At 62.4% G+C, this 12,433-nt stretch carries 11 protein-coding genes; 9 read left to right on the top strand and 2 right to left on the bottom strand.

The features are described 5' to 3' along the window. Positions 1 to 77: 77 nt before the first annotated feature. The 8 genes from AC1Z3V_RS31290 (at position 78) to AC1Z3V_RS31255 (ending at position 9,847) form a co-directional block, all read left to right on the top strand. Positions 78 to 665, top strand: a complete 588-nt coding sequence (locus AC1Z3V_RS31290) for a thymidine kinase (protein WP_429816231.1) — start codon at positions 78 to 80, stop codon at positions 663 to 665. A gap of 111 nt (positions 666 to 776) precedes the next feature. Continuing rightward, positions 777 to 1,163 carry a c-type cytochrome gene (locus tag AC1Z3V_RS31285; protein ID WP_429816228.1) on the top strand — a complete coding sequence of 129 codons (387 nt, stop codon included), beginning with the start codon at positions 777 to 779 and terminating at the stop codon, positions 1,161 to 1,163. A 167-nt stretch (positions 1,164 to 1,330) separates the two neighbouring features. Next, positions 1,331 to 2,419: a hypothetical protein gene (locus tag AC1Z3V_RS31280; RefSeq protein ID WP_483503922.1), complete on the top strand. Its 1,089-nt coding sequence runs from the start codon at positions 1,331 to 1,333 to the stop codon at positions 2,417 to 2,419. Positions 2,420 to 2,474: 55 nt separating this feature from the next. Continuing rightward, on the top strand, positions 2,475 to 3,623 hold the full coding sequence (locus AC1Z3V_RS31275) for a hypothetical protein (RefSeq protein ID WP_483503920.1): 1,149 nt from the start codon (positions 2,475 to 2,477) through the stop codon (positions 3,621 to 3,623). A gap of 2 nt (positions 3,624 to 3,625) precedes the next feature. Further along, complete coding sequence (locus tag AC1Z3V_RS31270) at positions 3,626 to 5,542, top strand: AAA family ATPase (RefSeq protein ID WP_483503918.1); 1,917 nt, start codon at positions 3,626 to 3,628, stop codon at positions 5,540 to 5,542. 16 nt (positions 5,543 to 5,558) lie between these two features. After that, complete coding sequence (locus AC1Z3V_RS31265) at positions 5,559 to 6,848, top strand: DUF6638 family protein (RefSeq protein WP_483503916.1); 1,290 nt, start codon at positions 5,559 to 5,561, stop codon at positions 6,846 to 6,848. A gap of 3 nt (positions 6,849 to 6,851) precedes the next feature. Next, positions 6,852 to 8,072, top strand: coding sequence for a DUF2333 family protein (locus AC1Z3V_RS31260; RefSeq protein ID WP_483503914.1), 1,221 nt, complete (start codon positions 6,852 to 6,854; stop codon positions 8,070 to 8,072). 95 nt (positions 8,073 to 8,167) lie between these two features. Beyond that, positions 8,168 to 9,847 carry a formate--tetrahydrofolate ligase gene (locus tag AC1Z3V_RS31255; RefSeq protein WP_483503912.1) on the top strand — a complete coding sequence of 560 codons (1,680 nt, stop codon included), beginning with the start codon at positions 8,168 to 8,170 and terminating at the stop codon, positions 9,845 to 9,847. Positions 9,848 to 9,943: 96 nt separating this feature from the next. Here the strand turns inward: AC1Z3V_RS31255 and AC1Z3V_RS31250 are convergent, their stop codons facing one another. Further along, the gene (locus AC1Z3V_RS31250) at positions 9,944 to 10,453 is read right to left on the bottom strand and encodes a DUF1993 domain-containing protein (protein WP_483503910.1); all 510 of its coding nucleotides are present in this window, start codon (positions 10,451 to 10,453) and stop codon (positions 9,944 to 9,946) included. A gap of 249 nt (positions 10,454 to 10,702) precedes the next feature. Here AC1Z3V_RS31250 and AC1Z3V_RS31245 point away from each other — a divergent pair, with 249 nt between their 5' ends. Continuing rightward, the gene (locus AC1Z3V_RS31245; RefSeq protein WP_483503908.1) at positions 10,703 to 11,155 is read left to right on the top strand and encodes a thioesterase domain-containing protein; all 453 of its coding nucleotides are present in this window, start codon (positions 10,703 to 10,705) and stop codon (positions 11,153 to 11,155) included. A 30-nt stretch (positions 11,156 to 11,185) separates the two neighbouring features. Here AC1Z3V_RS31245 and AC1Z3V_RS31240 read toward each other — a convergent pair whose 3' ends face one another. Next, positions 11,186 to 12,097 carry an extensin-like domain-containing protein gene (locus AC1Z3V_RS31240; RefSeq protein WP_483503906.1) on the bottom strand — a complete coding sequence of 304 codons (912 nt, stop codon included), beginning with the start codon at positions 12,095 to 12,097 and terminating at the stop codon, positions 11,186 to 11,188. Between the last annotated feature and the right edge of the window lie 336 nt (positions 12,098 to 12,433).

The following is a 12,433-nucleotide window of genomic DNA, read 5'->3' as shown; positions in this document are numbered from 1 at the left end:
GGGTGCTGCAAAGACGCTCTGGCCTTCCGGGACAAGCCTCGTCATTACCCGGGAGACGGAAACCGGACGCGGTGAAGATGGCCAAACTCTATTTCAGCTATGCGACGATGAACGCTGGCAAGAGCACGATGCTCTTGCAGGCCTCCTACAACTACCAGGAGCGCGGCATGCGCGTGGTGATGCTGATCGCCGCGCATGACGACCGGGCAGGGGTGGGCCGCATCTCGTCGCGCATCGGTCTTGCCTCGGACGCCATTCCGTTCCATGGCGACGACGACCTCTATACGCTGATAGAAACGCTCCATTCCGATGGTGGCGGCGAGATCGCCTGCGTGTTCGTCGACGAGGCACAGTTCCTCAACGAGGGGCAGGTCTGGCAGCTCGCCCGCGTCGCTGACCGCATCGGCATTCCCGTCATGGCCTACGGCCTGCGCACGGATTTTCAGGGCAAGCTGTTTCCGGGCTCGATGGCGCTGCTGGCGATCGCCGACGAGCTGCGCGAAGTGCGCACCATCTGCCATTGCGGCCGGAAGGCGACCATGGTCGTGCGCCTCGATGGCCAAGGCAAGGTTGTCCGCGAAGGCGCCCAGGTCGATGTCGGCGGCAACGAGAAATATGTCTCCTATTGCCGACGTCACTGGGACGACCTGATGCGGTGCGAATGAGTGCGGCGGCTGACGGCGCCGCGCGTCCTTTAAGACGCGGTCGCCGTCGCACGTTGAATCGCCGCATTCACGGTGCCATTGTGGCCCAGTCTTCTCTCTATGAGGTCTTCCATGTCGCGTCTGGTTGCCGGCCTTCTGCTCTGTCTCTGTCTTGAAGTGCCGGCCGCTGAGGCCGGTGGCGATGCGACCGCGGGCGCGGCGGTGTTTCGCAAATGCGCGACCTGTCACACGGCGAGCGAGCCGGTCAATCGGGTGGGGCCGAGCCTCATGGGGGTCGTCGGCCGGCCGGCGGCATCGGTTTCCGGCTACAGCTATTCTGAGGCGATGAAGGCTTTCGGCGCCGAGGGACATGTCTGGGACGAGGCGACGCTGAGCGAATATCTCCTGAGCCCCAAAGCGATGGTCGGCGGCACCAAGATGAGTTTCCCTGGTCTCAAGAAGCCTCAGGATATTGCCGACGTGATTGCCTATCTCAAGGCGCAGCCGGCCGCCAAATAGGCAATGCCTTCGATATCTCAAGCACTTCGCTGCAACGCCTGATCGAAAAAAGCCGGCGGGAAAGGCTTGTTCTCTTCCCGCAAACACCCTTTATATAACTGCAATCGAAGGCTGAATAATTCGGCCGGGCTGGCGCGTTTCGCCGGGGTAGATCGAGGGGGCAGGACATGGCGAGTCTTCAGAATTTTGATGCGGAGATCGAGAAGACGAAAGGCGTCGTCGAACAGATGCGCGGCAAGCTCGAGCAATCCGGTGTGGTGCTGGAGCAATTCGCCAAGGCCGAGACCAAGCTCGGCGACGTCAACTTCGACATCGAGAACGCCCGCATCCAGGACGTGATCAACCAGCAGAAGGTGATGGAAGCCAACATCGCCGACCTGATCATCGGCCTTGAGGATGCGACCAACGTCTTCGGCTCCGAATTCGAGAGCATGAAGAACTATACCGGCTACGAGAAGTTCATCGGCATCTTCTCCAAGCAGAAGATGCAGCGCATGCGCACCGACCGCGTACGCAACATGTCGCTCGCCGGCAACCTGCAGGAGCTGCTGTCGAAGTCCGACATGATCGTCGGCATCCTCAAGGAGCAGAAGTCGATCCTCGACCAGCGCTACAAGACCTCGGAGCAGAGCCTCATCCAGGTGATCGAGCGCCGCAAGGGCACGATGGCGAACCTCGAAGCCGTGCAGAAGCGAATCGAGGAACTGAACCCGCTGCTGCTCGATATCGAGAACCGCATTGCCGCTTCGACGGAGCAGAAGGTCCGCACCGAGCTCGAAGGCGAACGCTCCGCGCTTGCCACCGAATACAACGAGAAGCAGGCCAAGGAGCAGGAACTGCTGGCCGAGAGCCAGACGCTCGAGCGCTACACCTCGATGTTCCAGACCTTCGTCAATTCGCTCAACAACCAGATCGCCGCGCAGAACACGCTGATCAACAAGCTGACGATCGATACCGAGCAGCGCATCGTGCTCTACAAGGCGCTGGAAGACTCGTTGAAGACGGCTGCGCAGCAGGACGTCGCCCATAAGATCAACACGCTCGGCAGCCAGGTCGACACGGCTGCCGAAGAAACGATGGCCGGCATCGGTGCCGCGGCGCAGCGCCATATCGGCGATCTCCTCGAAATGCACGAAAAGAACATGCTTTCGACGCAGGATATCCAGCGCCGCAAGAAGCTCGCCGACGATGCCTTTGCCCGCCGCTTCCAGGCGGTGATGGACAAACACAACACTGCCAACTACGTGAAGCAGTGAACGGCAGGCGCATGATCGCAACCGCGTTTGCCTGGCACGCGCCACGGGGATTTGCATGAAGGTCGCGGCTTCATCCGCTGTCGCACAATATTTCGCGTCGATCCACGCGGCGCTCGCCGGGCTCGAGCTTTTTCTCGGCGACCGCAACTCGCCGCTCTACCGCAACACGGTCGTCGGCGAGGTCATCATTCCCTATCTCGCGCGCCTGAAAGCCTCGATCGACTGCTGGGAAAACCGGATCGGCTTCGTCGACCAGTTCCGGATTTCCCGCGCCGAAAGCGGTTTTCCCATCTTCCAGAACGTGCTGGAACTGGAGAACGACCGCCAGACGGCGGCCAAGCGCCTGGCCGACATTCCCTCGGCCGATGCGCTGCGTGACGAGATGGTCGATTTCATCCTGAGGCAGAAGGCCTTTCCGGAGGCGCTGCAGACGCGCATGGCCGAGCGGCTCTATCTCGAGCAGATCGGCAAGGGCGAAATCTTCTCACCCTTCATCCTGCCGGAAACCATCCGCGTCGCCGTCAATTCCAAGACGATGCGGCCCTATTACGTGGTGAGCTGGGGTGCCTTCGACGGCGCCAACACCTTGCCGATGGTCTACATGGCGACGATCGAGGATTCGTCCGAGAAGATCGTCGAGATGCTCGTGACCGAGGATGGCAAGCTCAACCCGCAAGTCGAGATCCCGCTGCCGGTGGGCGGCCTGCTCAATCCGGATCTCGCCAGCCGCTTCGACGACTTTGCCTCCAAGAACAGCAGCTATTCGCTGACGCCGGTGACAATCGCCACCAATCTCGACAAGGATTTCGACGAACTGCACCCGAAGCAGCTTCGCCGCATCGTGCTCGGTCCCTTCTATTCGGCCGGTATCACCGAGAACAACGATCGCATCAACGACATTCTCTCCAAGGTCCGCAAGACGGAGAATGCCTGGCTTTTGACCTGGACGGTGCAGGAAGTCTTCTCGAAGGCGGAGCGGCCTGCCAAGCGCGGCTTCTGGTCGACGACGCCGGCGCAGGAGGAATTCCACATCGATACCGCCAACCTCGAAGCGACGCGCATGGGTGTATCGTCCTACGAGAAGCACGCGCTGGTGCCGCATGATGCCTATCAGGCGCTCTATGCCGCCGGCGAGGCTGAACAGGTGTTCGGCGACTACAAGGTCCACGTCATTTCCGGCAATCAGGTCGTGAGCGAGGTTTGACGATGACACTCAATACGGGGCTGACGACGCTGCACGAGGACGACATCGCCAAGCACCAGGCGGTGGCGCAGGGGCTGGTCACCAAGCTCATCATCCTGGAGCGCGAGGATGGGTCCGCCGGCACGTCGCTTGCCGGTACCGGCCGGCGCTTCGTGTCGACGGTTTCGACCGGCGGCCAGCGCCGCACGCGCGAGGTGGAGCTGACGAAGACCATCCAGGCGGTGCGCCAGGGCGACCCGATGCTCTCGCCGGCCCAGCACGCCGTGCTTTACCGCACGCGCCGCGGCATCCAGGTGGCGCTGGCCGTCGCCGACGTCTTCGCGCGCCAGACGAGCCTGGAACAGTTGCAGGCGAGGAACGCCACCTCGCCGCTTGCCGGAGACGAGGCGAACCAGTTCAAGGCGCTGCTTTCGGCCTCGGCCTACGTCGCCGCGTTCACGCTGGCGGCCTATCTCGGCTCGACGCTTGCCGGCGAGGGCGAGCCGGTCGACGATGCGGTCGAGCCCGACTTTCTGTTCGATACGCCGCAGGATGCGCTGAAGAGTCTCGTCGCGGCGCTTGACCGCAGCATTGCCGGCGCACCTGACGAGCTGGCGCTGACGGCCCGGACGCGGACGTTCTCGCGTGTGGCGATCGAAGGGCTGATCGCGCGCAAGGCGCGCTTCACCGGCCTGCAAAGCTTCGAGACCGTGCATATCCGGCTCGACCAGGACGATTTCACGCTGAACGGTTTCGACGTCGCGCCCGGCCAGAAGCGCAAGCCCCTGGTCATGACCTTCAAGAAGCCGGAGGAGATCATCGGCAACCACATCGCCAAGTACCAGGCGCTGAAGCTTGCCAAGATGCTGATGGCCTATGACTTCGACCGGCAGATGAACCCCTTCGTCGAGCTCGGCGGCTTTCTCTTCACCTTTATCGGCGACGGCATGCCGGGTACCGGCAAGACGATCCTGATCCAGATGCTCGCCGGCATGCTCAACGATTATTGCGCGATTGCCGGCTACGCCTTCCACTATGAGAATTTCGGGGTCGACCAGATCTCCTCCTATCAGGGCAAATCCGGCCAGAACTGCAAGGAGTTCGTCAACAACGTCATGAACCCGCGGGCGATCGGCTTCGGCACGATCGACGATGTCGACCAGGTGGCGGCGAAGCGCTCCGACGATCGCGCCTCGGCCGGCCAGCACGAGGTGACGGCGGTGCTGATGGAGAGCTTTGCCGGCGCCTCGACGGTGGTGCGCGGCAATTGCACCTTCGGCATGTTCTCCAACTACCCGGAAAATGTCGACGATGCGCTGCGCCAGCGCGCCGGCGCCCGCTGGCTGGTGGACGGGCCGCAGACGGAGGACGACTATATCGACATCTTCGCGCTTCTCGTCGGCAAGAACCACAAGATCCCGCTCGGCGAGCACCAGTTGTTCGAGGGCCAGGAGATCAAGCGCGCCGTGTCGCAATCCTACGCCGAGCACGCACGGCCGAAAGAGGATGGTCTCGTTGCCGTCTGGGAGCGCTACGAGAAGGAGAGGGGCAAGATCGCCTCGCTCGCCGATGTCGGCGCCTACCTGCACATGATCAAGGAGGCGGAGCCCCGCTTTACCGGCCGGGCGATCAAGAACATCACCGATGCGATCAAGCTCAGGGCCATGGATGTCGAGCTGCCGGACGATTGGTTCAAGGACGCCGGCTCGTTCATGCACAAGGGCTACGATGAGAAGAAGGCGATGATCGAGGCGCTGCGCGGTCCGATCACCATCGAGATGGTGCTGCAGGAGGTCAACCGCTACGCCGACAGCGAATTCCGCTACACCGATAAATCCGACGATGCCGCCGTCACCGACATCATCCGCCGCGAGCGCCAGCGCGAAAAGGCGACCCGCGAGATCGAGGCGATGAAACGCGACGGCCGGTGGCAGGGATGATGGGAAGAGCAGATCGATGAAACGCCTGCTTGAAGCGGAACTCATCTATGGGCGGCTGCTCGATATTTCCGAGCCGCATCTGATCGCGCGCTACAACAAGGCGCTCGAGGGATTCGGCCTGCGGCCGACGGCGCTCACGGCCTTCAGCATCGACATGACCGGGTTTTCGCCCGAGATCGCCGAGGAACTGGGCGATCGCGATTATCTCGACCCGAACCGCGTCAACCGCCGCTTCATCATCATGACGCCGGAACAGGCGGAACTGCCGGTTGTTCACACCAGCTTTTCCAACACCGCGGCACTGATGCACGAATTCTTCAACGCCAATAGCCGCGCGATCAACGCGGTGACGATCAAGGATGCGCTCTACGGCGAGATCGAGGATTCGGTTTCGATCGTCGACGACATCGATGATCTGCTGTCGATCAACGAGGTGCGTTTCCGGGTGCTTTCGGCCGAAGACATGCTCGGCAAGGCGGCCGAGTTGCGCGGGCTGGTCGACCGGCTGAAGAAAGTGCCGACGGCCTGGGCCGACGACGAGATGCTGAACCGCATGGTCGAGCTCGCCAAGCTGACCGGCGATATCCGCCAGAACGCGCTGGTGCCGGATCAGCTCGTCTTCCGCCACGAAGCCTTCTGGGCCAATCATTTCGGCGGCGTCTACGTCTTCCTCGACGACAAGACGACCACCGTCATCTGCGACCCCTCGGTTCCCGGCTTCCGTCGGTCGCGGCCCTGGCAGGTGAGCTACATCGCCATCAACGACCACGCCCGGATCTACGATTTTCTCGCCTCGACCAAACGGCTGCAGTTGCCGCAGGCCTCCTGGGTCGAGGACTCCGGCCTCTACCAGCATCGCGCCGACATGGTCGTGCGCGGCCTGATCAACGAAAGCGACCCGACGGCCGATCTCGCCAACGCCGACCGGATCTGGCTGCAGACCTGGATGCACCGCAATGCGGCCGCCGTCGCCAGGGACGGAGCCTATCCGTTCCTGCAGGAGATGATCCGCACCGTGGCTGCCACCGGCACGATCAAGATGCAGGATGTCGCGCCGGCGAACCGCTTCATGCTGGTGCGCGCGGCCCCGACCCATCCTGATCAATGGCTCGTCAACCGCCTGATTTCCCAGCTCGTCCCTCGCGATTTCATCTCCCGCTTCGTCTTCGACAAGCAGGGCTTCTATGATGCCTATGAGCGCTATAGCGAGAGCTTCAAGGCCTATGTTGTGGCGACGCTGACGGGCTCATATCTCAAGGACAAGGCGGCCTTCCGCCACAAGCTTTACGGCCTCAGAGAGGAATAGGACATGTTCGACCCGATCGTTGCGTTTTTCCAGCGTGTCTTTACCGCGATCGGCCGCGGCATCGGGCTCGCCGTCGCCTGGTTGCTCTGGCCCTTCATCGCGGTCGGCGACTGGTATCGGCAGCGGAGCTGGATCATCAAGGGACCGATCGGCATTATCCTGCTCGGCCTGATCCTGTTCTATGGCTATTTCATCTGGCAGACCCAGGCCTGGACGAATTTCAACGAGGACTATGTCGACCGCTACAAGCTGGCGGAACGCAAGGTCCCTGCCGGCTCGCCGATGAGCGGGCCCGGCGCGACGACAGGACAGTCGGCGACGGGCGGCGCCAGCAATCTCGCGGGTGTTGCGGGGCAGCCGCAGGAATCGACGCCGGAAGCGCTGTCGGCCGTGCAGTTGCCGGCCGGCACCGTCTGCCAGACCTCGGCAATCGTCGATCTCACCGCCGACCTCATCGATTTCAATGTCAACGAGAATGCCTGGATCTCGTCGATGCTGCTCTACAAGCTCGGCTTCTTCGGGCTCGATTGGGATGACACGCCCTGGCTCGACAACAAGGCGTCGTTCCAGCGCGGCATCAACCAGGCGATCCGCCGTACTTCGGTCGAGCTGGTCGACTCGCTCGGCCGCGTGCGCGGTACCTCCGGCATCAACAACGACCTGCAGCGGGCGCGCGGCAACGTTCAGTTCGACGAGGAGACCTGGTATTTCGGCCTGAACCCGTTTGGTCCGAAGACGCCGACGCCGAGCTTCTACCGTGCGGCAATGAAGGACCTGCGCTCCTTCAATACCTCGCTCAGCAAGTGCGAAGCGATCTTCGACGGCCGTTCCGACAACCTCGTCGAGTTTCTCGATCGTGTCGCCAACGACCTCGGCAACACCTCGGCGATCCTTCGCGAGCGTTCGGAAAACCACAATGGCGGCTGGTTCGACACGCGCGCCGACGACCGGTTCTGGTTCTCCTATGGTCAGCTCTATGGCTACTACGGCATCCTGTCGGCGGCCGGTGCCGATTTCGAAAACGTGGTTGCCCAGCGCGGGCTGACGCCGATCTGGGCCGAGACGATCAAGCAGTTGCGTGCCGCTTTGCGCATTCAGCCGTTCATCATCTCCAATGGTGAGGAGGCCGGTTGGATCATGCCGACGCATCTGGCGACCATGGGCTTCTACATTCTGAGGGTGCGCTCGAATATCGTCGAAATGCGCGATATTCTCGCCCGCTAACCCGAAAGAGGGCGGTCGCCGACGGCCGCCCTTGCATGCGTTCATAACGCGCCCGAAATGGAGCGAACAAGAAAAGAACCAGGGAGGAGCATGGCATGACGGAGGTGAAGTCGGATATCGAAATCGCGCGCGCGGCCAGGAAGAAGCCGATCCTGGAGATCGGCGCGGCGCTCGGAATACCACCCGAAGACCTGCTGCCCTATGGCCACGACAAGGCGAAGATCGGCGCCGATTTCATCGCGCGCCAACAGGACAAGAAGAACGGCCGCCTGATCCTGGTAACCGCGATCAACCCGACGCCGGCCGGCGAAGGCAAGACGACGACCACGGTGGGTCTCGGCGACGGCCTCAACCGCATCGGCAAGAAGGCGATCGTCTGTATCCGCGAGGCTTCGCTCGGCCCCTGTTTCGGCATCAAGGGCGGCGCCGCCGGCGGCGGGTATTCCCAGGTCGTGCCGATGGAAGACATAAACCTGCACTTCACCGGCGATTTCCATGCGATCACGTCGGCCCACAATCTGCTCGCCGCGTTGATCGACAACCACATCTATTGGAGCAATGAGCAGAATATCGACGTCCGCCGCATCGCCTGGCGGCGGGTCATGGACATGAACGACCGGGCGCTGCGTCACATCGTCGGCTCGCTCGGCGGCGTCGCCAACGGCTATCCGCGCGAGACCGGCTTCGACATTACCGTCGCCTCCGAGGTGATGGCGATCCTTTGCCTGGCGACCGATCTTAAGGATCTCGAACAACGGCTCGGCAATATCATCATCGGCTATCGCCGCGACAAGAGCCCGGTCTTTGCCCGTGACATCAAGGCCGATGGCGCGATGACGGTGCTGCTCAAGGACGCGATGCAGCCGAACCTGGTGCAGACGCTCGAAAACAATCCCGCCTTCGTGCACGGCGGTCCCTTCGCCAACATTGCCCATGGCTGCAATTCGGTGATCGCGACGACGACGGCGCTGAAGCTCGCCGACTACGTGGTGACCGAAGCCGGTTTCGGTGCCGATCTCGGCGCGGAGAAATTCTTCGACATCAAGTGCCGCAAGGCGGGATTGAAGCCAGACGCCGCAGTGATCGTCGCGACGGTCCGGGCGATCAAGATGAACGGCGGCGTCAAGAAGGACGATCTCGGCAAGGAAAACCTGGAGGCGCTGCGCAGGGGCTGCGCCAATCTCGGGCGGCACGTGCAGAACGTCAAGAAATTCGGCGTGCCCGTCGTCGTCGCGATCAACCACTTCACCTCCGATACCGAGGCCGAGATCCAGGCGATCAAGGACTATGTCGCGACGCTTGGTGCCGAAGCGGTGCTCTGCCGGCATTGGGCCCAAGGGTCGGCTGGCATCGAGGAATTGGCGCGCAGGGTTGCGGAATTGGCCGAAGCCGGCCATTCGCAGTTCTCGCCGCTTTATCCCGACGACATGTCGCTCTTCCACAAGATCGAGACGATCGCCAAGGACATCTACCACGCGAGCGAGGTGATCGCCGACAAGACGGTGCGCGATCAGTTGCGCACTTGGGAGGAGCAGGGCTATGGCCACTTGCCGATCTGCATGGCGAAGACGCAATATTCCTTCTCGACCGATCCGAACCTGCGCGGCGCGCCGACCGGCCATGCGGTGCCGATCCGCGAGGTGCGGCTTGCGGCCGGCGCCGGCTTCATCGTCGTCGTCACCGGCGAGATCATGACCATGCCCGGCCTTCCCAAGGTGCCGTCGTCGGAGAAGATCTTCCTGAACGAGCAGGGTTATATTGAAGGCCTGTTCTAGGCGCGCTTGCCGGCAGCCTGACGAAAACAACGCCGCGCATCCGGTGGATGCGCGGCGTTGTCATGTCTGCTTTTCTGTTCGCTTCCGCAGCGGAAACTAGGCCGCGAGGCTGAGGAAGTCACCCTTGCCGATCGGAACGCCGTTGTGGCGCAGGATGTCGTAGGCCGTCGTCAGGTGGAAATAGAAGTTCGGCAACACAAACCTCAACAGATACTCTTCACCCGTGAGCGTCACTTTCAGCGTCGGGAAGTTGAGGACGACCTCGCGGCTGGCGCTGTCCTCCAGATCGACCGGACGGACCGTTTCGAGGAAGGCAACGGTGTTGGCGATGCGCTGCCGCAGTTCGTCCAGGGTCTTTTCCTCGTCCGGGAAACGGGGCACCTCGATCGAGGTCAGGCGGCCGACGAGGCCCTTGCTCGTATCGCTGACGCGCTGCACCTGGCCGGCCAGCGTCAACATGTCCGGCGCAAGCCGGGCATTGACGAGGTCGTCGGAGGAGATGCCGTTGTCGCGCGCGAAAGCCTCCGCCTTGTCGAGCAGTTTGGTGAGGACACCGAGCCCGCGAATGAGGGCGGGAATGGAGAGGTGGTACATCGTCAATGCCATGACAAATTTCCTTGAGCCTGGGCGCAAAACGGGTGGATTTCCTCGCGCTTGTATTTTGGGGGCCGGGGCCCGTTCCTGCAAGCCGGGCGAACCGGTATCTTTGCGGGCCATGGAGCGCTGGCAAGAGGCGACAGGACGCAGGCCTGCTGCTCTGGCCAGGACATAGGGTCTGGTGCATTGATCGAAAGCGAACACCGCGCGTCCCATAAGACGTGCAGCGCTGCAGAAAGACCATGGACACCGCGATCGATGACACCTCAGGATTTGCAGGCCTATCTTCACGCCCATATCCCGCTTTCGGCGGCGATGCAGGTTCATGTGGACGACATAACCGACGACCATGTTCGGCTCTCTGCTCCCTTGGCACCCAACATCAACCACCGCGAAACGGTGTTCGGCGGCAGCGCATCGGCGCTCACGATCCTTTCGGCCTGGTCGCTCCTGCATGTGCGGTTGCGCAACAGCGGCGTGGCGGCCCGCCTGGTGATCCAGAGCAACCGGATGGACTATCTGAAACCCGTCGCCGGCGCCTTTTCGGCCCGCTCGTCGCTGGCGGACGCCGCGCAATGGTCGAGCTTTCTGCGGATGCTCGAACGGCGGGGCAGGGCGCGCGCCGTGGTCGTTGCCGACCTCCTCGACGGCGACGCTGTGGCCGGACGCTTCGAGGGTGAATTCGTCGCCCTCGGATATGGCAAGGGCTGAGCCGCGACGCCCCTCGCCAATGGTCCTCGCCTAACGGCAGTAGCGATAGCCGTTGCGGCGATTGATGACGTCGAGATGCAGGTGGGTTTCGTGGGCGGCATCGCTGCCGGGATCGAGCACGGTCTTGAAATACAGGCAGGCGGAGGCGGTGACCGCGCGCTGGAACGCGCCTTCCATCGTACCGTCCTCATCGCGCGGCTGGATGGCGATCGTCGTCCCGTCGCTCAAGCTGAAGGACGCGATGTCGACGGCATTGCCGTGGGCATGTTCGGAGATCTTGCCTGTCGTCGCATTGTTGCGCAGGCGACAAACATAGGTCGATGCCTGGTTCAGCGCCTTGATCTTGATGGTCTTGGCGAAGGCGACTTCGGCAGCCGGCTGGGCGGTCTCCTTCGTCCAGCGTGCCAGCGCCAGCGCCGTTTCGCACCGCATCAATCCCTTGGGTGAGAGCTTGACGTCCGGCAGAATGCTGGTGACCTCCAACGGTTTGTCGATGCCGCAGCCCTTGCCGTCGTCGATGCGCTTGGCTTCGACGAACGTCGCCCCGACCGCCCTCAAGTCGGTCAGGCATTTCGCATATTCGGCTGCATTCTCCGTTTCGACCGGTGGATAGACGATTGGCGCCGGCGCGGGCTCGGTATCCTTCTTCTCGTCCGCGCGCTGGTCCTTTTCGTCCGCCACCGGCTTCTCGTCCTTTGGCGGTTGCTCGTCTCCAGCCGTCGGCTTCGGCTGGGGGACGGCTCGTCCGTCCTTGCCCGCCGGCGGCTGTTGCGTCGTTGCGCCCTTGGCATCGTCCGTCGGCTTCTTGTCGGGCGTTGGAACAGCCTCCTCCGTCCCCGCATCTGTCGCCGGCCTTTTTGCGGGGATGGGGCCGTATTTCGGCAGGCTGGCGCCCGTCAGGATCAGGAATGACAGCAGGATCAAGGGGAAAGAGCGACGCATCCAGTTCCTTTCTTGCTGCCCGCACAGCGGGCTTTGAGCGGAGGGAACGCGCGGAACCGGATCTGGTTTCATGAGATCACGATGATTTGGGCGGGTCGACCGCAATCATAAACGTCACCGATTCCAATGAATTAGAGCGGGATGCGGGCGGAACGGCGCAGGCACGTTTCCTCATCCGCTCCAGCTCTTCGGCAAAAGCGTTGCAGTTCGGCAACGCCTCGAATTGCCACAACCCCCACAAATTGTGGGGAGGATCTTTGTATGTTGACAAAGATACTCATGTTTTTTATGCGGCATGAATGAGGCGACGACATGTCGCAACGCCCAGAACGCCCA

The organism is Ensifer sp. 38_S197 (assembly GCF_056924495.1).
Note: the sequence above shows the minus strand (reverse complement) of the source record. Positions and strands in the feature narration are given on the sequence as shown.

Coding starts and splice junctions, on each gene's coding strand:
- AC1Z3V_RS31280 (WP_483503922.1), top strand. CDS start 1,331: ATGGCGAGTCTTCAGAATTTTGATGCGGAGATCGAGAAGACGAAAGGC.
- AC1Z3V_RS31290 (WP_429816231.1), top strand. CDS start 78: ATGGCCAAACTCTATTTCAGCTATGCGACGATGAACGCTGGCAAGAGC.
- AC1Z3V_RS31260 (WP_483503914.1), top strand. CDS start 6,852: ATGTTCGACCCGATCGTTGCGTTTTTCCAGCGTGTCTTTACCGCGATC.
- AC1Z3V_RS31285 (WP_429816228.1), top strand. CDS start 777: ATGTCGCGTCTGGTTGCCGGCCTTCTGCTCTGTCTCTGTCTTGAAGTG.
- AC1Z3V_RS31270 (WP_483503918.1), top strand. CDS start 3,626: ATGACACTCAATACGGGGCTGACGACGCTGCACGAGGACGACATCGCC.
- AC1Z3V_RS31245 (WP_483503908.1), top strand. CDS start 10,703: ATGACACCTCAGGATTTGCAGGCCTATCTTCACGCCCATATCCCGCTT.
- AC1Z3V_RS31275 (WP_483503920.1), top strand. CDS start 2,475: ATGAAGGTCGCGGCTTCATCCGCTGTCGCACAATATTTCGCGTCGATC.
- AC1Z3V_RS31255 (WP_483503912.1), top strand. CDS start 8,168: ATGACGGAGGTGAAGTCGGATATCGAAATCGCGCGCGCGGCCAGGAAG.
- AC1Z3V_RS31265 (WP_483503916.1), top strand. CDS start 5,559: ATGAAACGCCTGCTTGAAGCGGAACTCATCTATGGGCGGCTGCTCGAT.
- AC1Z3V_RS31240 (WP_483503906.1), bottom strand. CDS start 12,097: ATGCGTCGCTCTTTCCCCTTGATCCTGCTGTCATTCCTGATCCTGACG.
- AC1Z3V_RS31250 (WP_483503910.1), bottom strand. CDS start 10,453: ATGGCATTGACGATGTACCACCTCTCCATTCCCGCCCTCATTCGCGGG.